The organism is Pedobacter gandavensis (assembly GCF_014172405.1).
Classification (GTDB): domain Bacteria; phylum Bacteroidota; class Bacteroidia; order Sphingobacteriales; family Sphingobacteriaceae; genus Pedobacter; species Pedobacter gandavensis.
Genome location: NZ_WNXC01000001.1, coordinates 670858 through 697702 on the forward strand (window position 1 = coordinate 670858; position 26845 = coordinate 697702).

Annotated in this window: 22 protein-coding genes; 9 read left to right on the top strand and 13 right to left on the bottom strand. The window is 41.1% G+C overall.

Features of this window, described 5'->3' with window-relative positions; translation table 11 throughout:
• Positions 1-23 precede the first annotated feature (23 nt).
• The 4 genes from GM920_RS02590 to GM920_RS02605 are packed head-to-tail and all read right to left on the bottom strand — an operon-like array spanning position 24 to position 5033.
• Positions 24-1247: a Gfo/Idh/MocA family protein gene (locus tag GM920_RS02590; RefSeq protein WP_235964413.1), complete on the bottom strand. Its 1224-nt coding sequence runs from the start codon at positions 1245-1247 to the stop codon at positions 24-26.
• Positions 1247-2605: a Gfo/Idh/MocA family protein gene (locus tag GM920_RS02595; protein ID WP_182953140.1), complete on the bottom strand. Its 1359-nt coding sequence runs from the start codon at positions 2603-2605 to the stop codon at positions 1247-1249. The genes GM920_RS02590 and GM920_RS02595 overlap by 1 nt, the downstream gene beginning before the upstream one ends.
• Positions 2606-2616: 11 nt before the next feature.
• Positions 2617-3978 (bottom strand): 3-keto-disaccharide hydrolase, encoded by a 1362-nt coding sequence (locus GM920_RS02600; protein WP_182953142.1) that lies wholly within the window; start codon positions 3976-3978, stop codon positions 2617-2619.
• 20 nt (positions 3979-3998) lie between these two features.
• Positions 3999-5033: a DUF6807 domain-containing protein gene (locus GM920_RS02605; RefSeq protein ID WP_182953144.1), complete on the bottom strand. Its 1035-nt coding sequence runs from the start codon at positions 5031-5033 to the stop codon at positions 3999-4001.
• A 205-nt stretch (positions 5034-5238) separates the two neighbouring features.
• On the opposite strand from GM920_RS02605, the gene GM920_RS02610 reads away from it, so the two are divergent.
• Positions 5239-6267, top strand: a complete 1029-nt coding sequence (locus GM920_RS02610) for a S66 peptidase family protein (RefSeq protein WP_182953146.1) — start codon at positions 5239-5241, stop codon at positions 6265-6267.
• Positions 6268-6286: 19 nt separating this feature from the next.
• Here GM920_RS02610 and GM920_RS02615 read toward each other — a convergent pair whose 3' ends face one another.
• Positions 6287-6544: a hypothetical protein gene (locus GM920_RS02615; RefSeq protein ID WP_182953148.1), complete on the bottom strand. Its 258-nt coding sequence runs from the start codon at positions 6542-6544 to the stop codon at positions 6287-6289.
• Positions 6545-6612: 68 nt separating this feature from the next.
• Entirely contained in the window at positions 6613-6858 is a 246-nt protein-coding gene (locus GM920_RS02620; protein ID WP_182953150.1) for a YtxH domain-containing protein, read from the bottom strand.
• Between the two features lie 101 nt (positions 6859-6959).
• On the opposite strand from GM920_RS02620, the gene xseA reads away from it, so the two are divergent.
• From xseA to GM920_RS02635, 3 genes are read left to right on the top strand one after another with little or no spacing between them, the layout of a single operon-like run.
• Positions 6960-8333 carry an exodeoxyribonuclease VII large subunit gene (gene xseA / locus GM920_RS02625; RefSeq protein ID WP_182953152.1) on the top strand — a complete coding sequence of 458 codons (1374 nt, stop codon included), beginning with the start codon at positions 6960-6962 and terminating at the stop codon, positions 8331-8333.
• Positions 8311-8514, top strand: a complete 204-nt coding sequence (gene xseB, locus GM920_RS02630; RefSeq protein WP_062548805.1) for an exodeoxyribonuclease VII small subunit — start codon at positions 8311-8313, stop codon at positions 8512-8514. The genes xseA and xseB overlap by 23 nt, the downstream gene beginning before the upstream one ends.
• 40 nt (positions 8515-8554) lie before the next feature.
• On the top strand, positions 8555-9475 hold the full coding sequence (locus GM920_RS02635) for a tetratricopeptide repeat protein (RefSeq protein ID WP_182953153.1): 921 nt from the start codon (positions 8555-8557) through the stop codon (positions 9473-9475).
• A 17-nt stretch (positions 9476-9492) separates the two neighbouring features.
• On the opposite strand, the gene GM920_RS02640 is transcribed toward GM920_RS02635, so the two are convergent.
• From GM920_RS02640 to spt, 3 genes are read right to left on the bottom strand one after another with little or no spacing between them, the layout of a single operon-like run.
• On the bottom strand, positions 9493-10482 hold the full coding sequence (locus tag GM920_RS02640) for an NAD-dependent epimerase/dehydratase family protein (RefSeq protein WP_182953155.1): 990 nt from the start codon (positions 10480-10482) through the stop codon (positions 9493-9495).
• Complete coding sequence (locus GM920_RS02645; RefSeq protein ID WP_182953157.1) at positions 10479-11600, bottom strand: hypothetical protein; 1122 nt, start codon at positions 11598-11600, stop codon at positions 10479-10481. The genes GM920_RS02640 and GM920_RS02645 overlap by 4 nt, the downstream gene beginning before the upstream one ends.
• A complete protein-coding gene (gene spt / locus GM920_RS02650) occupies positions 11597-12802 on the bottom strand; it encodes a serine palmitoyltransferase (protein ID WP_182953159.1) in 1206 nt (401 codons plus the stop codon). Before spt ends, GM920_RS02645 begins: the two co-directional genes overlap by 4 nt.
• A gap of 447 nt (positions 12803-13249) precedes the next feature.
• Here spt and GM920_RS02655 point away from each other — a divergent pair, with 447 nt between their 5' ends.
• Positions 13250-13588, top strand: coding sequence for a hypothetical protein (locus GM920_RS02655; RefSeq protein WP_182953161.1), 339 nt, complete (start codon positions 13250-13252; stop codon positions 13586-13588).
• A gap of 80 nt (positions 13589-13668) precedes the next feature.
• Here the strand turns inward: GM920_RS02655 and GM920_RS02660 are convergent, their stop codons facing one another.
• Positions 13669-14286 carry a hypothetical protein gene (locus GM920_RS02660; RefSeq protein WP_182953163.1) on the bottom strand — a complete coding sequence of 206 codons (618 nt, stop codon included), beginning with the start codon at positions 14284-14286 and terminating at the stop codon, positions 13669-13671.
• A gap of 225 nt (positions 14287-14511) precedes the next feature.
• On the opposite strand from GM920_RS02660, the gene GM920_RS02665 reads away from it, so the two are divergent.
• Both GM920_RS02665 and GM920_RS02670 read left to right on the top strand, forming a co-directional pair.
• The gene (locus GM920_RS02665; RefSeq protein ID WP_182953165.1) at positions 14512-15363 is read left to right on the top strand and encodes a dienelactone hydrolase family protein; all 852 of its coding nucleotides are present in this window, start codon (positions 14512-14514) and stop codon (positions 15361-15363) included.
• A gap of 471 nt (positions 15364-15834) precedes the next feature.
• Complete coding sequence (locus GM920_RS02670) at positions 15835-16143, top strand: RNA recognition motif domain-containing protein (RefSeq protein WP_062548794.1); 309 nt, start codon at positions 15835-15837, stop codon at positions 16141-16143.
• Positions 16144-16219: 76 nt separating this feature from the next.
• On the opposite strand, the gene GM920_RS02675 is transcribed toward GM920_RS02670, so the two are convergent.
• Positions 16220-16831, bottom strand: a complete 612-nt coding sequence (locus GM920_RS02675) for a hypothetical protein (RefSeq protein WP_182953167.1) — start codon at positions 16829-16831, stop codon at positions 16220-16222.
• Positions 16832-17000: 169 nt separating this feature from the next.
• Between GM920_RS02675 and GM920_RS02680 the strand changes: the two genes are divergently transcribed.
• The gene (locus tag GM920_RS02680) at positions 17001-18227 is read left to right on the top strand and encodes a sterol desaturase family protein (protein ID WP_182953169.1); all 1227 of its coding nucleotides are present in this window, start codon (positions 17001-17003) and stop codon (positions 18225-18227) included.
• Entirely contained in the window at positions 18202-18891 is a 690-nt protein-coding gene (locus tag GM920_RS02685; RefSeq protein ID WP_182953170.1) for a lysoplasmalogenase, read from the top strand. Before GM920_RS02680 ends, GM920_RS02685 begins: the two co-directional genes overlap by 26 nt.
• Here GM920_RS02685 and pbpC read toward each other — a convergent pair.
• Positions 18888-21278: a penicillin-binding protein 1C gene (pbpC, locus tag GM920_RS02690; RefSeq protein ID WP_182953172.1), complete on the bottom strand. Its 2391-nt coding sequence runs from the start codon at positions 21276-21278 to the stop codon at positions 18888-18890. The two genes, GM920_RS02685 and pbpC, sit on opposite strands and share 4 nt — an antisense overlap.
• A gap of 1 nt (position 21279) precedes the next feature.
• Positions 21280-26841: an MG2 domain-containing protein gene (locus GM920_RS02695; protein ID WP_182953173.1), complete on the bottom strand. Its 5562-nt coding sequence runs from the start codon at positions 26839-26841 to the stop codon at positions 21280-21282.
• Positions 26842-26845: the final 4 nt, after the last annotated feature.

Consider the following 26845-nt stretch of genomic DNA (forward strand, 5'->3'; position numbering starts at 1 on the left):
GATCAATGTTGTGCAGCTTTAGACTAAGATAGGTTATATTTTGGCTCCCAGCGCTCAATCTGCTGGCCGTACAACGCTTTATTCGCCAAATGCACACAGAATGCAGTGGTTGCACCAGTGATCACATTGGAGTCCGGTTGTTTCTTCTCCAGAATAGATTTATGGAAATCTTTTAAGGAGTAATAAGTACCGTCTTTGGCTGGTAACTCTGTTTTAATTGGAATCCCGCCATTTTTATCCCAGACGATTTTTGTCGCTCCGGTTACGCCATCCACAGTTTCCAATTCTTTCTGATGACTTTTTTCCGGGTAAAAGATTGCTTCATTCACCAATAAAGAAATGGTTCCTTTAGTTCCTTTGAGTTTAAACAAATAGCCATCTCTTTCATTACCTAATGTGGTTCCGAAATTCCCAATCATATCCTCATACCGAAACATCACCTGAACATTGTCGTAGGTCTCCCTGCCATCTTTATAAGTGTCAATACCACCCGTAGCCATAATTTCCTGAGGATGGGTACGGAAGGCCCAATTGATGAAATCTATCTGGTGGGAGAGTAATTCAGCCATGAGTCCGCCCGAATATTCTTTATACATCCGCCAATTTACCTTCCTTTCTAAAGAGGGATTCGCGATCGGTCGTCTCCAGTTGTTATTCCTGTCCCAGCGACTTTCTATCTGTGTTACTTTTCCCAAATAGCCATTGTCGATCATTTCCTTGACTTTATAATAGATAGGTGCATACCGATATTGATGACCTACCTGTAAGGTTTGTCCAGGATGTTTCTTTACCAATTCTACCAAGGCAAAAGCCTCTGGAATATTGTAAGTCATGGTTTTTTCCAGATACACGTGCTTTCCCGCTTTTAAGGCATCGGAAGCAATCGGAAAATGCATGTTCAATGGTGTGGAGATGAAAACTGCTGAAATTTGCTGATCATTTAATAAATCCCGGTAATTGGTATAAGATTTTACACCAGCAGCACCTGGTTGCTTTAAGGTTTCATTGATTCTGAAATCCAGTACATCTGCAATCGCAACCAGTTCAAACTCCTCAGGTAGCTGACTGGCGATATGAATGAGTCCTTTTCCCCGGTCTCCACATCCAATAACACCTATTTTTATCCTGTTTTCAGGAGCAATACGTCTTCCATCTCCAAAGGGATTTGTAGCCAATAGGTCCTGGGGTAATAACAGTCCTCCAGCCAGAATACTGCTATTTTCTATAAATTTCCTTCTGAACATCATTAATATTTAAAAGGCTTACCATCTACCATTACCTCTTGTTTCACCTCATCAAAAACCGCTTTTTTACCGGTCCTGGCTGCTGCATTGGTCATGATATTTGCAATAGAGTGGTAATAACCCGCTTCCACCGGTGCATTGGTCTCCTTTCTGCTGCGAATACATTCCATCCAGTTTCTCATATGGGCAGAGGTCAATTTATCACCACCAGTGTTCGCGGAGGCTGCAACTTTTTCTACCATATCAGAAAGCTTTAATTCTGGCAATAGATTTGGTTGCATATTCATCGCACTGGCTGCACCAGCTTTTAATCCACCTTTCGGAGAAACCATATTGGTGTTTAGATTCAATTCACCACCATTTGCATAATAAATTTCTGCTGGGTTTTCATCGCCATTGTGCATTCTTGAAGTAAAGACTACCTGGAAACCTTTTTCTGTATTGTTGTCTGGTCCATAATCAAATACCGCGGTGGTGGTATCCCAGTTTCTGCGACCATCTTTCCATTGGTAAATGCCACCATTGGCGACTACACTTCTCGGATGTTTTAATCCGGTAAACCAATGAACGGTATCGATTTGGTGTGACATCCACTGTCCAGGCATTCCTGACGAATAAGGCCAGAATAAGCGGTATTCCAGGTATTTTCTCGGATCCCATTCTTCAAAAGGGCGATTGATCAGGAAGCGTTTCCAATCCGTATCTTCTTGTCTCAGTTTAGCGACTAAATCGGGTCTGCGCCATCTTCCAGGTTGATTCACATTCCAGCTGAGCTCAACCATGGTGATGTCACCAAATTTTCCATCTTTAATAAAATTGGAAGCCGCTTTATAATTCCCACCACTTCTCCGTTGAGAACCAATCTGTACGATCTGTTGGGATCCCTTAACGGCTTTTAGCGCCGCTCTGGCGTCCTCCATGGTTTCTGCGAAGGGTTTTTCACAATACACATCACACTTGGCTTTGATGGCTTCTATGGTGTGCACAGCGTGTTGGAAATCAGCGGTACTCACAATTACTGCATCTATATCCTTTAAATTGTATAATTCGTCATTATTACGACAAGCGGTAATGTCATGATCTAATTTAGCTTTAAGAATACCTTGACCAACACCTCGGCGGTAATTCCATAAATCAGACACGGCAACGATGTCGAAATTGAGTTCTTTATGGTGATTTAGGAAGCTCGGCAGGAGGGAGCTGTTAAAACGATCGGAAAATCCGACCACACCAACCCTTACCCGGTCGTTGGCGCCAATGATATTGCCATAACTTTTTGCACTTAAACCCATAGTTCCCATATAAGTTCCGGCAGCTGCAATCGCAGATTGTTTAATGAATTTTCTTCTTGAAGATAACATAACAGGGGAGATTAAAGTTGTTTCAATTTGATGCTTCTAAAGGATACCTGGTCACCATGATCCTGCAATAAAATGTGCCCTTTTGGAGCCATTCCAAAGTCTTTCCAGTTTTTATACTTGCTGTCCGCTACCAAAGCCAGGAATTCTGCTGATCCTCTGGTATATTCCAGGATTTTGTATCCATTTAACCAATATTCAATCTTGTTATCTGGATAAACACGAATCAAGCCTCTGTTCCAGTCGCCGATTTTACGTTGTGCATTAGGTATTTTTTTGCTGGTCATCAGGTCGTATAAAGAACCTAAAGTACGGTTGCCATCTTTTCCTAGTTTCGCATCAGGATGCCTGGCATCGTCTAGAATCTGGTATTCCGGACCAATCGCAGAGCCCTTGTTTCCTTCTGTCAAGGTCACAAAATATTTCACGCCACTATTTGCACCTTCGCTAAGCTTGAAGTCGAATTTGAGTTCAAAAGCACCATATTGTTTCTCGGTTACGATATCACCACCATTGGTAGACTCTGCGCCATTTGATTTCTGCACGCTCAGTTCTCCATCTTGTATCGTCCATCCACTTTGCGGGAAGCCTGGTTTATAGGCGCCTTTCCATCCTTTACTCGTTTTACCGTCCCACAATAAAGTATAACCTTCTGCTTTTTCCTGAGTTGACAGGTCATTCGGCACCAGGTTCACCACAAATATTTGATCAGTTTTTGATGGCTTTAGATTTTCAGTCTGAATTCGGATGTTTCTCCAGCGAATCTGTTTGCCCGGTGTGTCATTTTTGCCGATCGCATGAACCTGCAATGCAATAAAGCCAGCAGGTGTCATCGCGTCCACCACATTGGCCGCTGGAACCCCATTTACCCAGGTACGGATAGAGTTCCCAATACATTCAACACGATATTTATTCCATTGTTGATTCTTGAAAGCAGCTTTTCCCTTCGGATTGATATCCATTGGGTACAACCAACCTCTTCTCGATTCGTCATAAATCCCGCCGCTAAATTTCCTGTCGGATGGGTCAATCTCCACCTGATAACCATGTACTTTTCCGTTTAAGTAATCCGATTTACTTTCGCTTCGGATCTGTACACCGGAATTCATAGAATCGTCTACAAATAACTCAAGTTCCAGGATAAAATCCCCATAGTTCTTCTCGGTGGTTAAGAAGGAGTTTGGCTGATTAGGGACAGTAGTACCCACAATTTCTCCGTTTACAACATCATATTTTGCTTGTCCATTGAGCTGTTTCCATCCCTGTAAGTCTTTTCCATTGAATAAATTTTGCCATTTCTGAGTCTGTGCCTGTAAATTTACAGGACTCCCTGCCCATAGCAAGGCAGCTAAAAGTAGTACTGGTTTGGTTCTCATTTGTGTGGTTTAGGTATGTTTTAATTTTTTGTTTTACTGAACTGCGCTGCTTGTTCATTTAAGAGATCTGCAGTTGGTTTTTCATTGGAGCTGATGAAAATCCGGTAACGAAAAGTAACAGATTCACCAGGAGCGAGGCTAAGGTTTAAGTTTTCTTTACCATTGCTAAATACTTGTTGTCCTAATGGATTAGCGGCAAATAAACCGTAATCTCTGGCATGCCAATAGGTTGGATATCCGGGGTTCTTTGGATGGTCAATGATGGCAATGGACACTTGCTGTTGGTCTTTAACCCCTGCCAATAAGCACCAATTACCTCTTGTTCCCCAGGCATCATTGCCTTTTTTTCCTGCGCTGGTCAGGTAATCGCCATTTGCGCCATTGCCAGAAGCAGAAACTTTCGTCCGGTTCCCCTGACTGTCGGTGAATTCTGCAGTTTGATTGGAAGGCATTTCTAATTCTTTAGTCACCCTAAGCGCAATCATGCCATCCTTGACATCTTTGAATTTTACCGTGTCTTTCTGCGCGGTAAGCCTGGTTACTCGATCTATGGTCCTGTTGTTTTCATTCCCTGAAAAAGTAAAGGTGGTTTCTTCTTTTAGTAACACCTGTCGATCCTGCCTTTCCCAATTTGCAGTGTAACTCAATTCCCCCTTTTTACTGCCAGATTTATAGCCGGTCAATTGAACCGCTCTAATCCAGCCATACTTGCTTTTTTTTGACTCTGGGATATTGTAGGAGTTGTTCCAGAAATCCAACCCGTTTACACTTTCATAATTGAGCCATAAGCCCACATGGTGTGGATGGTCTGTACGCTCCTGATCTCTGGTGTTTAAGGGAAATCCCCGGGTTAGGGTAAGACCAGTTGCCGTTTGAAGCGGATATAAAATTGGTTTTTCCAGGCTATCCGGATAAATGAAGCTGGTAAAAAACTTCCCGTCAACAATAACGTCCAGCTGTTTCCCTTTTTTCTGCGGTTGGAAACTGACAGATTTAGTCTGCGCATGAGATTGCAGGCTTAACCCACAAAAGGCAAGGATAAGATATTTGGTCATACTTGGTCAGGTTTTACACGGCTAAACTGCTAAACAGTCTGATCGTATTAAGCTAATATACTTTTCTTCCCGCAAAACCGGTTTAATTAAGAACTTAAATACATAGAAAAATTACGAAAACGATGGAGTAGGTAGGATGTATTTCCACAAATACCCTTATCATTGCAACGCGGAATTCTTAATCGTGTAATCACCAATCCACCATATGAAAAGGAAACGTTTTCTCTCTTTTATGCTGACTGCAGGATTAACCCTTCCTGTTACTGTTTCTCTAGGAAAGACAGTTGAAACTCTGGATGATCTCCCAATTAAACAACCACCTTACTTAAAAGCGGGAGATACCATTGGAATTACCAGTCCGGCAGGTTTCATCACTATGCCGGAAATTCTACCAGCGATAGCCATGATGGAAAGCTGGGGATTTAAGGTTAAAATCGGGAAAACTATAGATCAGCGTGATTTTACTATGGGTGGGACGGATCAGGAGCGTGCTGCAGACCTTCAGCAGATGTTGGACGATCCGGAAATCAAGGCGATCATGTGTGCCAGAGGTGGCTATGGCTTGGTGAGAATCATAGACCTGCTCAACTTTGATCGTTTTGTAAAAACACCCAAATGGATCATTGGTTTTAGCGATGTGACCGTTTTGCACTGTCATTTAAACCGCCAATTTGGAATTGCTTCGATACATTCCAAAATGTGTAACTCTTTTCCTACAGATCCTGCTGTAGCAGATGCAATGCAGTTGGCCACCATCATGTCGATCAAGAAATTGCTAAAAGGAGAAAATATGCAATATCAAGGGCCCATCGTTGGCATCAACAAGCCGGGGAGGGCCTCCGGGATTTTGGTCGGTGGTAACCTGAGTATCATTGAAAGTATGGCCGGTACAAAGTCCGACTTGATCACCGATGGGAAAATCCTGTTTGTGGAGGATACCGGAGAGTACCTTTATAATCTCGATCGTATGTTTTGGAACCTGAAAAGAACAGGGAAACTGGATCGCTTAGCCGGTTTAATTATTGGTGGATTTAAAGTTAAACCTGATGATCCCGGGGAAGAGTTCGGAAAAACGATCTATGATATTGTTCAGGAGAAAGTTAGCCATTACGGGTACCCTGTTGCTTATGACTTTCCGATTGGACACCAAAAAAACAATTTCGCCCTTAAATGTGGCGTAAAACACAGTCTGGAAGTAGGGGCAAATGGAAGCCGACTTTCCGCCTTAGGTTAAAACGGTTCCTGAACACCAGCTAGCTTTTAAATCCGGGAGGATTTTTCGGTTTTCTGCTAAACCAGGATTTTACCTTATTAAATAAAGTCACTACTTTTTCCTTCGGTTTTCGAGTGTATTTCTTCGCAATATACCCCGGACTATATTGATGGATGTATGTCTTCAGATCTTCCTTAAATGTTTCCTCATAGCGTTCCTGATCCAACAATAATTCAGCCTGCCTCTTTTTTAAATCTTTTAGATTGTTAATCTCCTTGTAATTGTAGCTTTTTTCCATGTCATCCCGTTTTCTATCTATATCCCCATGCTTTTCCAAAAAGCCTTAATTTCTGTTCCTGTAGCACATTAAACGTGCTCTACATGATCGTTGAAATCTTCATTAAAAGTATTCATTAAGCGATCTTTAATGTTTTCCAAGTGTTGTAATTGCGCTTTGGTATGGTCCTCGCTTTGATGTGCCCGCTTAGCCCTGGAGACTTCATGCCCATTTAATTGTTTCTTTTTCCTTTCAGGAGCTAATAATAAGCCCAATGCAGCACCAGCTGCCAAACCTGCAAAAATGCCTAGTATTATTTTTGTGTCGTTGTTCATATCTGTATTTATAGCGTCGTTGCTGCATTATAAACTATCAAAGGGTTGATTTGTTTTTAGATTTCCTAACTTTAGACCATAATCACAGATACCTAGAACTTTTGAGCACTATTCCCTCCATAAAACTCTCCGAACTGACCCGCCAAATTCAACAGGCAATTGATGGTGTTTTTGGGCAGCAGACCTTCTGGATCATCGCTGATATTACCAACTACACCTATAAACCACAAAGCAATTACCATTATTTTGAACTGGTAGAAAAAGACAAGACTGCGGCAAGAATCCTGGCAAAAGTGGCTGGAAGGGCATGGGGAAATGCTTCTTTGAACATCACGAACTTCGAAAAAGCAACTGGTCAGAAGTTCAAAAATGACATCAATGTACTCGTCCAGGTATCCGTCCAGTATAATCCAGCATTTGGATTGCAATTGAATCTTCTGGATATTGACACCAATTTCACGTTGGGCTTATTTGAGCAGCAACGAAAAGAAACTTTAGAACGCTTGCTTCGTGATAACCCAACATTCATTCAAAAAGAAGGAGATCGTTACCTCACCAGAAATAATAGCCTGATCTTAGGTCCGGTTATTCAACAGATTGCGGTGATCTCTTCTGATACTTCCGCAGGGTTTCAGGATTTCAGACACAGTCTGGAGCACAATCCTTTTGGCTATAAGTTTGAAATTGACGATTATTTTGCGTTGGTACAAGGCGATGGTAATGCAAAGCAATTCCTGGCACAAATCATTGCCGTATATGAATCTAAAAAACCTTATGATGCGTTAATCATTATTAGAGGCGGAGGCTCGCAGACGGATTTTCTGCTGTACGATAACTACGAACTCAACCGGGCAATTGCCAAATTTCCGATTCCCGTCATTACCGGAATCGGACACCAAAAAAATGAGACCATTGCCGATTTAATGGCACATACCTCTACCAAAACACCAACTAAAGCAGCGGAGTTTATCATTGCTCATAACCGCAACTTTGAGGATCGGCTAACGGGAATCCAAAAGATGATCCTGATCAAAACCTATCAAATGATCAATCACCATAAAGACAGACTGGTGCAACTGAATCAATCTACCATAAATACCAGTCGAAATCTGTTACACGGCCACCATAACCACATTTTGCAGTTGTCAGGATTGATCCTCAGCAATCCAAGGATGCTCATTTCCAATAAAAGAAAAGATCTGAGCAACCTCAGTCAGAACATGCAAACCTATAGTAGAATGTATTTTCTGAACAAAAAAGGAAACATTGCCCATTTTCAATCTGTGATGAGAATCATGAGCCCTCAGAATATCCTGAACAAAGGTTTTGCAATTTTAAAGGTAAATGGGAAAATAGTAGGCAATGCCGATCAGATCGATGTAGGGGAGGAATTAACCGTCAGATTGGCCAATTCAGAAATCAAAACAACAGTAAAATCAAAATCAGCATACGATGAAAACGAATTTAACCTATGAATTAGCCTATAAAGAATTGGCAGAAATTGCGCAGGAAATAGAGACAGAATCAGTTTCTGTGGATGTTTTAGCAGAAAAGGTGAAACGCGCATCAGAACTCATTGAATTCTGTCAGAACAAGTTGCGTGCAACAGAGACAGAAGTAAATAAGATCATTAAACAAATGGAACAGCAAAAGTAGTATATTAGTCACATTCGTAAACCATTTAAGTTTAAACAATATGTCTACACAAGGGAATTTTAACGCCGAACAAGAGGAAGAATTTTTCAATAAGATTGACCAGGTTTATGATTTAACGGAGGCTTCAAACTTTGATGCCGCGGAACAATTGTTAATGGAGATCAATGGTTCAATCACAGGACCTAAGGAAAACAGTAGTGTAGGAGGAGTAGTGCTCGACAGCATTTATTCTTTTTATGAGCAAACGGGAGCTTTAGAAAAGGCCTTGCCTTTCTTCCTGGAGGAAACCGAGTATTTAAAAGAAAAGATGGCCCATGAAAAAATCCATTCCACGCGTCACTTCCTGACCACCGGAGCAATCTATTATGCTTTAAATGATTTGGACAATGCCAGAGCTAACTTTCTAATCGCCTATGATAAAGAAGGTAGCAAGATTTTCATGGATGAAAACTCAGATTACCTGAAGATTGCTTTAATGGATGATCCGGAATTTGTCGCTTTCAAGGAAACATTTGTTCCTAATGAAGACGAAGCGCAGCTGGAGCTTTCTGAAGAGGAGCATGAGCTATTGGAGAAATACTGTGAAGAAGGAAATGCGGAGATGGACAAAGAAAACTATCCTGCAGCCATTGCCGCTTTTACGAAAGCATTAGAAGTATTGCCTGCACCAAAAGACGACTGGGATGCTACGGCATGGATTTCTGCGTCAATCGGAGATGCTTATTTTGCGGAGAAAAAATACAAAGAAGCATTAGACCATTTACACCGTGCCTACCAGATTTATGGTGAAGATGATCCGAATGCATTTGTGTTATTGCGTATGGGACAAAGTTACCTGGAGCTAGGTGAAGAAAAGCATGCTACAGATTACCTGCACCATGCTTATAAGTTAGAAGGTAAAGAATTATTTGAAGATGATAAAAAGTACCTTACATTTTTAGCATCTAAAGTGACTCTTTAAGTTTACCATTTATAAAACTATAACCAGTTATTATCTTTATACCAGCTGACGGTTTCTATTAATCCTTTTTCAAGGTCATAGATTGGTTCAAAACCTAAGTCAGCTTTTAAATGGCCGATATTACATGCCCAGTTAATGGCTGTAAGTTCGGCCATTTTTTCTTTGTTCAATGTTGGTGTATTCTTGCTTTTCGCATAGAAAATATCCATCATAGCAGCCATGAAACCGACCACCGAAACCGGTAAATGAAATTTAATGGTTTTCTTATTTAGCGCTTTTTTAATGTATTCTGCCAAGGCATAACGACTATAAATATGGCCGTCAGAGACATTATAGCTTTTTCCAATCAGGGGAGAAGAGAGTGCTTTGACAATTACAGCTGCCAGATCCTTTACATAAATAAAGCTCAGCTGCTGCTTGAAGCTACCAATATGAGGCTCTAATCCCTTGTTAATCGTGTTAAATAAGATGAATAAATCTTTCTCCCTTGGACCATATACCGCTGTTGGGCGGATCACCATCAATGGAAGATTAGGAATCTCCGATAAATATTGCTCTGCTAATAATTTGCTTGCACCATAATTGGTCACCGGATGCCCCGGAGAATCGTCCTGAATTTCGGCAGATAAATCGGTTAAAGGACCTATTGCCGCCAGACTGCTCACAAACACAAACTTTTGCAGGTCAATATTAGCCGTACTTGCCGCCAGGGCAAGATTTTTGGAAAACTCGGCATTGACCTTATTGTAAGCTGCTTCGGTCTTTGCTTTGGTAATCCCTGCCGCATGGATGATGTAATGGTATTGCTGCTCTTCCAAGGCAGCTTTAAGGCGCTCTACGGAAGTATAATCCAAAGTAGTGTAATGGATGTCAAATTCTTTCAAATGAGACTTATCAGTACCCGGACGGACTGCAGCGTGCACTTCCAGTCCGGCTCCTAATGCTTTTTCTATCAAATGATAGCCCACAAATCCTGTTGCACCGGTAATTAATACCTTTTTTATCATATTGATTTTTCGAAAATCCTATATTTTCTGTAAAGTTTACCGTTGATTTGCTCAATAGCGCTGTTTACCATGGTGTTGTGCTCCAAAGTCCAGGAAGCTTCTGCATAATCATACTTCTTTTCCTGGAATGTTTTAATGGTCAATCCATATAGACACGCTTCAATACCCATTTTACGGTAACCGTCTAACACGCCCAAAGCCATGATTCGCAAGCCTTTTATTTTACGCTTATACCACAACAATTTGAAAATACCGAAAGGCAATAAACGCCCTCTCTTAATTTTAATCAAAGCCTGGTTGATGTCAGGGATAGATAAAGAAATCCCTACCATTTTACCATTCTGTTCCGCTACATAGATAAAGTCCGGGTCTACAATCATTTTCAAATCCTTTGCCAGATAATGAAATTCCTTATCTGTAGCCGGAACGAAACCTGTATTGTGGTCCCATGCGCCATTGTATACCTCGCGTACTTTCACCACCTCATTCCAGAAATCATTCATGTTGATCTTTCTGATGATGATGTTATTGCGTTTTAAGCGTTCACGAATTGCTTCGGTCAGCTTTAAAGAACGGTCATTGTAATCACCGGCAATAAATTTATAAGCCCTTAAATCTACCTTTTTTGCTAAACCTGTATTTTCCAGCAATTGCTGATAATAAGGTGCATTATAAGGCATCATGGCTACCGGAGGTCCATCAAAACCTTCAATTAACAGTGCACAAATGTCATTGGTAGAGAAATTCACCGGACCAATCATGCTGGTCATGTTTCTTTCTTTCAACCATTTTGCGGCAGCATCAACCAACAGTTGAGCCGTTTCCTGATCATTTATGCAATCGAAGAAGCCAAAATGACCTTCGGTTGTTTTATTGATTTTATTGTGGTTATTATTTTGAATAGCGGCTATTCTCCCAACAATTTGATCACCTTCATAAGCTAAAAAAAGCTGTAAAGTAGAATGCTCATGAAAAGGATGCTTACCTGGGGTAAGCATATCCTGTTGCGCGATAAAAAGTTCCGGAACATAGTTCGAGTCGTTTTTATACAAATCATGTGGGAAATCAATAAAAGATGCCAGTTGTTTCTTGTCGTTTACAGCAACGATGTTTTTCATATAGCGATCTGAGATGGGGTTAATTCCACTTCTTTAGCTGCAAGCGCGATTTTTTCTACCGCTTCTTCAATCTGTGCAAAAGTGTGTGTAGCCATCAATGAGAACCTGATTAATGAAGCATCCGAAGGTACCGCCGGAGAAACTACAGGATTCACAAAAATTCCGTTATTGCTTAGAATATTGGTGATCATGAAAGTTTTATCATTGTCTCTGATATATACTGGAATAATTGGACTATCCGTATGACCGATGTCAAATCCAGCTTCTAATAATAATTTCTTAGCGTAGTTTGTGTTTGCCCATAACTGGTCAATACGTTCTGGCTCTGCCTCAATGATGTCTAAAGCTGCGATTACACTGGCAACTGCAGAAGGTGGCATACTTGCACTGAACATCAATGAACGTGCTCTGTGTTTCACATATTCAATGGTTTCTTCTGTACCTGCGATGAAACCACCAAGAGAAGCTAAAGATTTACTGAAGGTACCCATGATTAGATCTACCTGATCTGTTAAACCGAAATGAGAAGCAGTTCCTGCACCATTCACACCGATTACACCTAAACTATGGGCATCATCCATCATGATGTTTGCACCAAATTCTTCGGCAAGCTTAACAATTTCCGGTAATTTCACTAAATCACCTTCCATACTGAAAATACCATCTGCAACGATAAGTTTAGCAGCATCTTCTGGTAAGCGACTTAATTTCTTGCGAAGATCGTCCATGTCATTATGGGCGTATTTAATAGATCTTGAAAAAGATAGACGGCTACCATCAATGATAGAAGCATGGTCATATTCGTCCAAAATCAAGTAATCATTTCTGTCTAAAAGACAAGAGATCACACCAAGATTTACCTGGAATCCTGTACTGAAAAGTACGGCAGCTTCCTTGCCTACATAAGCAGCAAGTCTTCTTTCCAATTCAATGTGAATATCTAATGTGCCATTTAAGAATCTTGAGCCGGCACAGCCCGTACCATATTTATCAATTGCAGCTTTTGAAGCTTCCTTTATTTTTGGGTGATTTGTTAGTCCCAGATAGGAGTTGGAGCCAAACATCAACACCTTTTTCCCATCAATAACCACTTCTGTATCTTGTCCTGATTCAATGGCTCGGAAGTAAGGGTATAAGCCTCTTTCCTTGATTGCTGTAGCGTCTTTAAAAGCGGCTATCCTATCGTGTAATTTTTTGCGCATGCTAGTACTGTATGTTTAGATCACGGAGCTTTTTGTTGATGTTTGTCGGTTTGATCGAAAAATCATTAGCTCTGTATTTAATAATTTCTCCCGTTAAATCGTTTATTCAGTTTGACAAATTTGTCAAATAATGAAAAACTCCCCAAAGCTAAGATCATAAACACAGAAAACAAAACTTGAGGTCCTACAAGTTTGAATATATTACTTTTTAAAACAAAATTTACAATTTTCTTATAAATTCTTTGGTTTTAGACCACAAATAAACTGTCTACTGCTTTATGATTTGCAAGCAAGGATACAATTTTGATACCAAAAAACAAAACTTAGTTCTGGTTATGTATCATAAAATCCTGATTTAAGCGTTTGAAGCGATTAATATTCTGGATAAATCGAAGGCTTTCTACCTGATCAAAAGATTTTATGTATTTTTGAAAAAAAAAAGAATACATGAGCACTATCAATACCATACCAACGTTCGAGAATTTCACTGATTTTTATAAGCAGGTGGTGGAGCCTTTAAAGCAAGCCAATGTGGCACACATCAGATTAGATGGAAAACTAAAAGGAAAAACAAGGAACGTCTTTGCCTACTTCATGTATAAAGATAAAAAATGGAGAGTGGATGCGGATACCTATATCGACAGATTAAAGTTGGCTTATGAAGCTGCGCAACAATCTGACGAACCATTCGTAATCAAACCTACAAGAAATCATAAAGGGGAAGCATTGTGCATCAAAGGACAGCCAGTTAGAAACGATAAATTTAACGTTTACAGCGTAGGTTAATTAAAAACCACCGTATAGCACCCATAGAAAAGGCGATAGGATTTATTCCTATCGCCTTTATTATTTTATCGGTCAATCGATTAGCCTTCTTTTTTGATATAGGTCTTATTACCGTTTTTGTTGATGTAATATTTACCACCTCTTGGACCGGTTAGAATTTCTTCTCCGTTTGGTCCTTTAAGACTTCTATCCACGGTAGGTTTGTAATCTTTAGCCGCTGCTGCTGCTTTGGTAGTTGTTGCCGCTGCTGCTCCTGCCGCTACCGGGGCTGCTGCTGCCGCCGCTTTATAACGTTTATCTGGCGTGCCATCTTTTTTAAGCCCAGGTGTACTTGCTGCTACCGTTTTTGCCGCCGCTTCTTTTTTAGTTACTGCTGCAGCTTTAGTTTCTGCGGCAGTTGTTTTCGCCGCTGCTGAATAACGTTTGTCTGGCGTGCCGTCCTTTTTCATTTTAGCACCAGTTGCCGCTGCAGCTGCTGCCTCAGCTTTTGTTGCTTTTTTCGCTGCCGCAGCTTCTTTTTTTGCTGCTGCCGCTTCTTTCTTAGCCGCTGCTGCCGTTGCCTTTGCGTCCGCGGTAGCTGTAGTCGTTTGTTTTTTTGCTTTTTGTTTGGTTGCTGCTGCTGTAGATGCCGCAGTTTGAGCCATACTTAGACTTACACAGAAGGTCAGCATGGTAAGGACTGAAAGTAGTTTTTTCATGGTTTTCTTTTTTGATACGCGGTTAATAATAAAGATTGATTTATAGTGATACAAACATTAAACCAATTTAATATTTAAGCAGGAATATCTAACAAAAGTGTGTAAGATTTTTAGATAATTTTCTTAGGATCAATTGTATAGGGGCTTTCTTGCTGCCGGAAAGGCCTTTTTTAACGCTAAAAATTCTTATATTGGAATCAGTTTAACGGTTTAAAATTTTTCAACATGGATCAAAGAATTATCAATCTTTACGATCAGTACACCCATAGCGGCATCAACAGGAAAGAATTCCTCAAAAAATTGGCGCTTTTAACCGGTAGTACGGCTTTGGCATTGAGCGTACTGCCGCTACTGGAAAATAATTATGCATCAGCGGCTATGATAAATGAGGAGGAGCTCAGTACCGAAAACATCACTTACAAGGGCGTTACAGGTGATATGAAAGGCTTTTTAGCCAAACCAAAAGGTAAGAAAAACTTGGGCGCTGTGCTGGTTATTCATGAAAACCGCGGACTCAACCCGCACACCATAGCGGTTACTAAAAGAGTCGCTGCTGAAGGCTTTTTAGCACTCGGCGTAGATGGATTGTCTCCTTTTGGGGGCACTCCGACAGATGAAGACAAAGCCAGAGAGTTGATTGGGAAGCTAAATCCAGAAGAAAACCTGCAAAATTATCTCCGTGGATTAGATTATTTAAGAAGACATCCAGATGGAAATGGAAAAGTAGGCTGTGTCGGTTTTTGTTGGGGTGGTGGACTGGCCAATAATTTGGCAGTAAACGATCCTACGCTTCAAGCAGCAGTAGCCTATTACGGCATGCAGCCAAAAACGGCAGATGTAGGTATGATTAAAGCAGACCTGATGTTGCATTACGCCGGACTGGATGAAAGGATCAATGCAGGGATACCTGAATTTGAAGTAGCGCTCAAGGAAAACCACATTCCTTATCAGCTCTTTATTTATGAAGGCGTAAATCATGCTTTTAATAATGATACCTCCCCAACCAGATACAATGAAGCGGCAGCTAAGTTAGCATGGGGGAGAACAATAGGACTATTTAAGAAAGATCTGGCCTAAGAAAGCTACGGAGCTGGTCATCTCCAGCCCCATAGCTTTTCAGCCGTAATGCGCTACTTTTTGAGCAAAAATTGGCGCATATCCAAGAGGATAATTGGAGAAAACGCTTAAAATTGAGCAAAAACAAAGCATAACAGCGTCATTAAATTAAACATCAGGGAAAAGAAATCAGCCTCCATACTTGCAATATGAGCTGTTCATTTGGCCGTTATAAAAAAATCTTTGTTTTTTTTCAGTGCGTAGAAAAAATCTTGTTCGCTACACATAATGAGTGTGTTGACTTTTATTAATCTTCATTTCAGTGTCATGAAGACCTATAAAACGGTTATTTGTTTAAAATAATACAGTGCTTTAAAACAAAAATAACGGCCGGCTGTTTGAAACAGTAATTAGATAATTATACTTATAACTGACACTAGCATTGGAATTTAAGCTAAAAATGCTTAACTTTGTGCAAATTTTTAAACATTAATGAAGATATTTATTACAGGCCTTCCGTTAGAAGTAGGGGAAGATGAATTAACAGCCGTTTTTGGTGATTTCGGTCAAGTAAAATCACTTAGGATTATCAAAGATCGCGAAACTGGTCAGAGTCGTGGGTTTGGTTTTGTGGAAATGCCAGTAGAAGAAGAGGCAAAAGAAGCAATCAAACGCATGAACGGTGGCGATTATAACGGTAATCGAATTAAAGTTGCTGAAGCTCAAGAGAAACCAGGTACTGGTGGCGCTGGAGGCGGTGGTGGCTTTAAACGCAATAACCGTACAGAGAAAAGCTATTAATAGCTTTTTTCTTTTTATAGTCTATAAACTCTATATTTAGAGATAAATCCATATAGAGCAGGGAATATAATGCAAATTACATTCCCTGCTTTTTTATGTCTAACAGGCCGATAACCAGGCTTTTCCATTGCGGATAGGAGAATCCGATCTTCGCCATCCAACCCACCAATACATTTCTTACATTATTCACCAAGACTCCGGTTTCAGCATTAGGAATTTCATTTCTTCCATGCACTTCGGCATGAACCTCCATACCTGCCCGATAAACTTTAAAGGTAGAAGTGGCTTTATCTTTGAAAAAATGAGCAGTTTCCTTGTTTGGATGTAGAGGATTTGGAGCAGGTCTCACCCTGATGGCAATCATTTGCCCCGTCGGAGATTGTTCTTCGCGGATCCATTCTACCTGAACCCAATCAAATCCATCACCCTTGGTCGTTCCAGGGCCAGGAATATGGATCTTAAAATGATCACCTTCATTTACTTGTCTGCGGATTTCCTTTCCAGTAGGATCAGTAAGCATAAAAGTGGCTGTCGGAGATCCACACCATTTATCCCAGTTGTATACTTGCAATAGCCGCTCCCGAACTACCGGATAAAAAGCTTTTGCACTTGCTTCATCTTTAAAGGTTACTTTCTCGAAAACATCCATTTCGGATCCTTCTTCCTGTTTCGGTATTTCATTTTTCATAAGAAAACATTTTTGATAGCCATATTTAGTTGGTAAATAAGCTCATTTTTTATTTACTGAACACATTTGACGATAATCTTAAACTGAATAACGCATCTGTTTATAATTTGTTTCTCAGATAATACTTTAAGGCTAAAGAATTTACCGTGTATTTTATTAAATTAGGATTATGAAAGTTGATTATATAGCGCTGTCTGTCCCTGTTTTTTTTATCCTTATAGGAATTGAACTGGCATGGTCCTTTTACAAAAAGCTCGACTATTACCGTTTCAATGATTCTATTTCAAATTTGAGCCAGGGAATAGGGCAGCAGCTCACCGGGATCTTCATGAAAACAGCCGTGTTTTTCGGCTACCTATATATTTTTGAACACTGGCGGTTATTTGATCTGCCCAAAAATATCTGGGTTTGGCTTTTGCTATTCCTTGGTGTAGACTTCTTTTATTATTGGTTTCACCGCATGAGTCACCAGGTCAACGCGTTATGGGCGGCACATATTGTTCACCATCAGTCTGAAGAATATAACCTAACTGTAGCCCTAAGACAGTCCTGGTTCCAAGGCTGGTTCTCCTGGATCTTCTATTTGCCACTGGCATTTTTAGGCTTTGATCCATTGATGTTTTTAACCCTAAGCGCATTTAATACCTTATACCAATTCTGGATTCACACGAGAGTCATCAAGAGTATGGGCCCACTGGAGTACATCCTGAATACGCCATCGCATCACCGGGTTCACCATGGCTCAAACCCAAAGTATATCGATAAGAACCATGCAGGTACGCTCATCATCTGGGATCGGCTATTTGGGACTTTCCAAAAAGAAGAAGAAGAAGTTTATTATGGCATCACCACACCATTAGCGAGCTGGAATCCTCTATGGGCCAATGTTCATTATTGGGATGAGCTATGGAATACGGCGAAACAAAGCCCAAGATGGGCAGATAAAATCAATGTATTTCTCAAACCTCCAGGTTGGTTTCCTGCACATCTTGGGGGCTTTAAAAGCGCTCCGGAGATAGACACACTTCGTTATCAAAAGTACAATCCTGCCTGCCAGCAGAAACTGGTGCCTTATGTCGTCTTTCAATTTGTAATCGGTCTTGCTGCCGCAATCGCCATCTTGTTTTTGTATCCAACGCTGCCGGTACTGGCCTTGGTTTCCGGGGTGATTTACGTGATTCTAACCTTAGTGACCTGTTCAGCCCTGCTGGAAGAAAAGAAATGGCAGGTAAAATTTGAATTTGCTCGTCTGGTATTGGGGATTTTGATAGTTTTGCTGCAGGATTTTCCGATCGGATATCAGGTCATATTTTCTGGCCTGAACATCTGCTCGCTGGTCTGGTTTTATAACCTTCAAAAAAAGAACAATAATGCTGAAGAAATACCTGAAGTTTAACCTCTTATTCGCCCTGATCTTTATTTTGCAGATCGTCGCGGAATTCCAACAAATTACGACCCTTAGGTATTTTATCAAACCTTGTATCGTCATTTCCTTAATGGTCATGTTCTATGTAAGCACCAATTTAAAAGGTCGTTTTCATAAACGCTTGTTTGCCGGATTGTTTTTTGCCTTGCTTGGAGATGTGCTGCTCATGTTTGCCTGGCAACATCCAAACTACTTTATTTATGGCTTACTGGCCTTCCTAATTGGACATCTCTTTTATATCAGCGCATTTTATCTGGATTTCCGTTCCGCACAGGAACTGGATAAAAAAGGAGCCAGACTCGCCATTATTTTATGCGCTGCCTTTAGCATCGCCTTTTACTTCTATTTAAGACCTCATTTGGGTGATATGAAGCTCCCGGTTATGGTTTATACTTTCGTGATCAGTTTGATGATGATGATGGCCGCATTTAGAAACCAAAGAGTAAACACACTTAGTTTTAACCTGATTCTTTTCGGTGCATTATTTTTCCTTGCATCAGATGCCACACTCGCCTATAACAAATTTGTAAAAGGCTTTGACTTTGCAGGGGTCTTCATCATGGCGACCTATATGATTGCTCAATACCTGATCACCATGGGCGGAATAGAGAGAAAACTATTGAATAACGACTAATCTTTTTCCTTACTGAGGATGGTGAATGATTGAACCAGTCTTTCACCATCTTCATCTACCAAGGTGAGGGTATGCCTTCCAGGCGTCGGACTCAAGGCCAACTGGTGAAAGTTTTTGGTGGTTGCCACATACGCTTCATCAATATGCCAATAGATTTTTGCGTTAGTATTGCGGTGTGAGACATTAAAAACCACCTTTCCTCTGGCACCATCCAATTCCAATGGAATATAAATCTGGGCATTCGGCTTTGGATAAATCATTTCCATCACAAAATTATTCCCTGGATCTGTACAACCGGGCATGAATGCCGGTAATAGCTTGTAATCGCTGTTTTTGATCTTATAATAATATTCCATGGCAGGAGGAAGTACAAACCAAGGTTGATGAACCATCATGGTTGTCGATTCACAATCATCAGTAACCCGATAAGTGGCTGTTCTATCCAGATGAATCAATCTGTGATAAGGACAGATACCTGTTTTTTCGGCAGAAGGTGGTACCAATTCTTCTACAATGTCCTTACAATATTCACCCGCTTTATAACCACTTTGTTTACACACACGCATCGTTTTAAGGTGATGTTTTGGCGTCTTAAACCATTTTCCATTTGGGAGTTCTCTGAAAATGTCAAACAGCACTGGTGCAGCGACATCGACGCCTGTTAAACCAGGTCTGCCTTCGCCATCCGCATTGCCCACCCAGACACAGACCACAAATTCTGGCGTTAATCCAACCGCCCAGGCATCTCTGGAACCCACACTGGTACCTGTTTTCCAAGCCACCCTTTGGGAAGAGGAAAACTGTTCCCAAAGTCCTTCTTCACCAGGCCTCATCAGCTCTTCCATGGCATTAAAAGTATTCCAGATGGAAGCATAGTCCAATATTCCGTTAATCTGAGCATCTTCCTGCGCCAAACTCGGTTTTGCTGACTGTTGAATATAAACGGGGGCATCGTAATCATGTGGATTATAACGTCCCTGGTAATCATTGAAATGGTTCAAAGTACGGGCCATGCCCATATAAGTTTTAGCCAGATCCCACATCGTAACCTCACTACCACCAAGGATGATCGACAATCCATAATGATCTGCAGCTTTGTTTAAAGTGTTTATGCCGAGCTTTTTTAGCTGATCATAAAAGCGCTGGTACTTATAGTTTTGCAGCATCTTAACTGCAGGAATATTTAAGGAACGACTTAAGGCACGATCTGCTGGAATTGCACCGTCATAACCCAGGTCATAATTCTGTGGCGAATACCCATTGATCTGTGTAGGGATATCGGGAATTAGGGTGCGTGGCAAGATAAAACCATCGTTTAACATACTGGCGTATAACAAAGGTTTTAGCGTGCTCCCCGGACTTCTAGCCGCTTTAATCATGTCCACATGACTTTGTAATTCTTTGTTTTCAGGCTGGTATATATTGCCCACATAACTTTGCACGGTGCCTGTTTTTACGTTCAGTACCAATGCTGCAATGTTATTGATGTCGTTGGCACGATACCTATTCTGATAACGCTTCAATAGGTTGCTTACCTTCAATTGTAAATTGTAATCGAGGGTAGAGGTGATTCTGGTTTCCGGGATTTCCAATTGTCCACGCTCAGTTTTAAAGCGTTGTAACAGGTGCGGTGCGTTTTGTGGCAATGGTAATGGCCTTCCAGGAATCGGCTCCAATTTAGAAAGATTAGCAGTTTCCTGATCAATGATTTTTAAGGCCGCCATTTTATCTAAAAGGTCGTTTCTCTTCTTGATCAACTTCTGCGAATTTTTCCCTGGGTGAACCAAGGAAGGGCTATTCGGAAGTACTGCAAGCGTCGCCATTTCCCCCCAGGATAAACTTTCCGGGCTCCGGGAAAAGTAGCGCCAGGAAGCAGCATCCAATCCAACTACATTACTTCCAAAAGGAGCATTGCCGGCATAGAGCCTCAAAATTTCAGTTTTAGAATTGGTGATTTCCAGACGAATAGCCATGAGAACCTCAATTAACTTTTGTCCTACCGTTCTGCTTTCCTTTCGGGATAAACGGATCACCTGCATGCTTAAAGTACTGCCACCACTGACTACTGCTTTGGCTTTGAAATTCTGTTGCATGGCTCTGGCCATCGCCAAAACATCAACTCCGGGATGTTGGTAAAACCGCTGGTCTTCAAAAGCAACAATACATTGTTTAAACTTTTCAGGAATAGTGTCCGCAAGTGGGAATCTCCATTGGCCATCTTTTGCAATAGCTGCACTCAATAACTCCCCATTTGAAGCATCCAGCACATACGAAGTGGGGCTTAAAAATAGCTTTGAGGGTAAAAGGAACCAAAACCACAACAGCAAGAGCAGACAAAGCAGGTCACTGTAAAGTAGTTTTGGTTCCGCATATATTTTTTTAAACATTTTATTTAATTACCTGTACCCATTTTCCGGGTGTTGTGGCGCTAATGTTATTGTTGTACATGGCCTCACATTGTACCGCTGATAAATAATAGCGACCAATATAAGCCGCGTTGAGCAACACCTTGTAGGTCACCGTTTCGTTTTCTCTCAGATTGAAATAAGTAAAGACACGGTCGTCTCTGATGTCCCTGTAAATGTAAGGAGAGGAGGCGATCGCACTTTCCGTATCACTGATTCTGGTATTGATGATTTCCCATCCCGAAGGGAAGATCTGCGTCAATGCCATTTGTTCATAATAGCCCATTTTTCCTGGGTTCTTAATCGTCACCTCTGCATAAAAATCTGTGCTTTGCTTTAATAGCGAAGGATCAATCTGCTTGCCGTTTAATGTTTTATAACTGATACTCATATCCAATGCTTCCGGGTTGTTAGGCAAGAAGGTATTCTGACCGGCTGCAGGTTGTCCTTGCAAGATTAAACGGGCAAACAACACGCGATTACCAGTATTGGTTATGGCTATTGATGGACTCCTAAAGTTCAAAGGAATGCTGTTCAAGAAGTCTTTTGAATCCTTGCTGGCTTTCTTACCATCAATGGTATAACTGTATTTCAAATTATTGGCAGTAGTATTGGCGCCACAGAATTTGGCAATTGCCAATAAGCTGTAAGCAGTTGTTTGTGTGCTGTACCATTCATTGGTTCCCAATTTTGAAGCTACTGGTTGCAATAATTTAGCAGCATCCGCTTTACGGCCTAATAGCGTTAGCGTCTCTAGAATCATGGCCTCATCTCTTAAATCAGAACCATAAGTGCCGCCCAATTGCTGATAAGGCTGCACTTCAATAGACAAACCTTTGATCAAGCCGTTTGCCGCATCCGCTTGTCCGGCGAGCTTATAAGCCGCTGCAAGACGCCATTTTGCTGCCACAGACAAATACTGGAATGCTTTTAATCTATTCATTGCCGCCATTTCGGGTTTTTTAGCTAATCCAAGGACATATAAGCGGTAAGCCTGAGTAAGATCAGCTCCGTAGAAATTGCTGCTGTTAGGCGCCCAATTTGAAGCTTTCCCTTTCAGGTAGCGTAAAAGTTCGTCTAAGATACCCACCGGCAAGCTATATCCCGCATTTTGTGCTTCGATCAGGAAGTGTCCGGCATAAATACTTCCCCATTCATCAGCAGTGCTTGCGCCAGGCCAATAACCTAATCCACCATCTCCAGTCTGGAAAGTGCGTAATTTATTGATGCCGGCTTTGATGTTTCTTTCTGTAGTTGTTTTTTCTTGCTCCGAAAGTGGGGTCAATTTATTCAGGAACAACTGTGGAAATACGCCTGACGTGGTTTGTTCTACACAACCATGCGGGTATTGCATTAAATAGCCCAGGCGTTTTTTAAGGTCAATGGGAGGGATGGCTGATAATTCCAGACTTCCGGAGTTGCTTCCTGCCATACCTATTGGCGCATAATTCATTCCCCAGTTTTTGCCTGGTTCTATAATGGCAGAAACGACATTACTGAGGTAAGGGTTCGGATTCCGAATATCCAGTTCCACATCATAGGCAATTTTCTCGCTGCCACTTTGAGCGATCAGCTTCACTTTGGCAATACCAGTGATTTCAGGAACTTTAATCTCAAAATAAGCCATTTGTTCCCCTGGCTGTTTAAACAGGAGTTGTTGTGTTTTACTACCAATTACCTCCAAATTGCTTGCCTGTAATTGCAGCGTTACGTTTTTCAGATTTTTCTCTGTCGCAAATACGGTTGCCGGCAGGGTGAACGTTTCCCCTGGTCCGATTACCCGGGGTAGCGTTGCCAATAACATCAATGGCTTTTTCACCTGTACGCTTTTTTCGGCATTGCCATAAGCGCCGTCCTGACCTGCAATAACCATGGCTCTTACTGCCCCAATATACTGGGGTAGTTTGAATTTATGGGTATTGCTGCCTCCTTTTGCTAAACTGTATGGGCCCATGTATTTTACAACCGGTATAAATCGGTTTGCTTTAGCAGGGTTTAAATTTTTGTTGATACTGCCGTCACCACCAATGCTTAAGATCCTTTGAAGATCGCCGCCCCATGCTCCCAAAACATAATCAAAAAGGTCAAATGTTTTCACCCCTAATCCTTCCCTAGCGTAGAAAACGGCATGAGGATCTGGTGTTTTAAATCGAGTTAGGTCTAGTAAACCTTCATCTACAATGGCAATGGTATAAGTCATTGCTTTTCCATTTTGTTCAGTAATGTTGATGGTGCTTTCTGTTTCAGGTTTCAATTTATCCGCCATTTTGATCAATGGCTTAAGGATGGTTTCCGGATCTTCAATCAACAAAGGAATCACACCATACATCCGAATTGGCAAATCATTTACCGTTTGTGCATGTGGTTGTAAAAGCGTGATGTTGGCAAACACATTTGGTGTCATGCTTTTCTCTGCCTTGAATTTAAATTGCGTTTGACCCGCTTTAGTGTCAGTCCAGAAGGTTTTTAACACCCTGCTGCCATTTTCTATTGAGATCAAAGCTTTGCCGTCTTTGCCGGAAGGTATCGTCAATACGATTTCTTCACCGACCTTAAATTTGGTCTTATTGGCTGTAAAGGACAGCATAGCAGCTTCCGTAGGGTTTTCACCTTGTTCGCGTTGTGCCCATCCTGGCCAGTCAATATAGACCGATTTTCCGGTTACGTGACCGCTACTGCGATCTCTGACTAAGATGAGGTAACGACCCCATTCTGGTTCATCAATGCGGAGGTTCCAGCTTCCTTTGCCATTATTCAGGTCTACGGTTTCTTTGGTAACCAGCTTATTATAGGAGTTCTGCGTGAAATTGGCATAGGCATCTTCTTCCTCACGTTCCCACCACCAGCGCCATTGTACTTTATAAAGCTCTACATCCACTTCTTTACTACCTGCCATAAGTTTTCCGTCTCTGTTTAGATTGACGATATCAACCTTATGGTCTTTACCAGTAAGCAACATGCCCGTTAAACGGTCGCCTTCCGGGGTTTTAATACCGTAATAATTAGAATAAACATGGTAAGGGATACTAAAATTATCGATACTGAAATTGCCACCAGCTTCGAACACTTTGATCGCGAAATTGGCCTTTAACATGCCTGGTGCAGTATTGTTCTCGCTGATGTTGGTGTTCACCGTAGCCGTTCCATTCTCGTTCAAGGTGCCTTCAAAAATTGTTTTCAGTTGGGATTGGAAAACAATCGTCGGGTTGTCGAAGCTATAAGCCTCATATCCTTTAAAGGTAGTTTTCATGGTATTCAGGCTCACATCAACTTTCGCTTTCAGGTGTTTTCCTGGAGCTCCAAATAACCAATTGGCCGATAAGGTTGCCGTTGAAGGGCCACCAGAGCCTAAATATGGACGATTCCCATAATCGAAACCTATTTTTAATCGGTTAGGCATGACCGTTTCAATTTTTAGTGTTTTAGAGAATACAGCACCACCAGCTTTTACTTTAGCCAACCAGTTTCCGGTTGGTGCAGTGCTTTCCGTGGCCGTTCTAAAAGCGTAAAACCCGTTTAACGGCTTGCCATTTACTTGTCGCTTCACCAATTGTCCTTTTGGGTTATACAATTCAAAAGTAACTGGATAAGCACCAGGTAGTTTTTTCAATTTATCTTCTAATATGAAAGATAAAAACAAGGAATCACCGGGACGCCAAACACCACGTTCTCCATAAATGAATCCTTTTAAACCATGTTGTACCACATCACCAGCCACATCAAATCTACTCAATGGAAGCGCGTTCTCATCGTTAACCTTCAGATAACCGCGTTCATCACCCAATTTAGCCACTAGTAAAAATGGCTTTCTTTTTAAGTTGATACTGACCATACCATCACCATCTGTTTTTACGGTTTCGATGATTTGACGTTGGTAATCCTGTAATTCTATGAATACGCCACTCATAGGCTTTGCAGTCAGCAGATCTGTAGCGATGATCAACATACTGCCGTCATTGCCATTTTTTGCAATCAGCCCAATATTAGAAGCGATCAGGTTGCGACTAGCGAATCTTTCAGACCTGTAATAGGATGGGGTACAAGGGTTATCTCGATCTTCCCAGCGGTAACCACTTGGGTAATAATTATCATACCTTAGCCAGAAATCATCAAATTCATCGAGATTATTTCTACCGTAATTCTCATTTTCATCTTCATTTCCATTGCCTTCTTTTGAAGTATCTTCTGCGCATTTGAAAAGGTTATAGGCAGCTCTAAAACCAATCGTTACCCGATACATGGCACCTGGTTCAGTGCGAATGATCTTATCCAAATCCAAGGTGAATCTGTTTTTTTTATGCAGATTAAGCGATTTATCCTCATCCAGGCGAACAGTTTTTTGAACAATCGGCCTACCTACGCGACGAAGTTCCTGATTTCCATCAAATCCATTTGTTTGAAAAAACTGAGGGATGTTATTTTCATAGATCTTGATGATGGTAACATCTACAGCTTTTAAATTTACTGCATCAAAAGGCAATACCAATTTTCCTGAATTTGGAATAATAGTACCTTTTCCGGAAATTTCTACGGATGGAAGTTTGTTTTCAAAAACAATGTTAGCAGTTTTTCCTGCCGTTAATGTGGTATTGTTGATGTTTTCAATACCTTCATTTACCGTAAATCCGTAATTGCCTTCCAGTTTATCTGGACTATACACTTTCACCTGACTGGCATCAATGGTAAACCTGAGGTTCGACAATTGCGAGAGCGTGATCAGTCCATTCAGATCCTGACCAACATTGACCGGTTCAGAAAATTGCACCAAGGCAAAATCTTCCATATCCTGAACCGCTTTCATGTTCAAAATTTTAAAAATTCCTTTTGCCGGGACGGAAAGAATTTCCTGACCAATTATTCCGGCGTTAATGGGATCGCCATTCCAATCCAAGCTCAACCGCGTATCGGACTTTGCTTTAGGAATGCTATCTATTGTAAACTTAGAGGTGTTTTGTGCAGGAAAGTGTTGCCATTTTACTTTTAAAGCACCAGGGAAATCAACTTTTAAACATTGTTCAATCAGTTTTGGGTCTTCCTGATCTGCAGTGCTGAATTCCCCATTTAACTTCATGTAGTCCAGCGAAGTGTTGTTTTGAGAAACTAGACCTTCTTGCGTCAGACTCAATCCTGGATTGATCACTTTAAAGTCGAAATCAAAATCTTCCAGCCCTTTTTCTGTTTGAGCGACTTCATCCAGGTGAAAAGTAACGTCGTAGGTTTCTCCGGATTTCAGTGGTTCATCCGGACGAAATTCTAAAGTTTGTGAATCAATCCAATATGTTTTTCCTTTAATGGAAGGGGAGCTGCTAAATAAATCTCTTTTGTCAGGAACGCCAATATCGCCCATAGTTTTCACCTGACTGGCCAATCTGATCGTAATGTTGCTTTTTTTGGAGATGGTACCGGAAGTGTAGGCGTCTATGTATTTTGCATAGGCCTGTTTGTCTTCATGAGTATGCTTCTTCTTTAAGAGAAAAAAGGTAGCAAGGCCGATAATGACGAGCAAAGCTCCGCCAATAAAAAATCCTTTTTGTGTAATTTTCATGTAA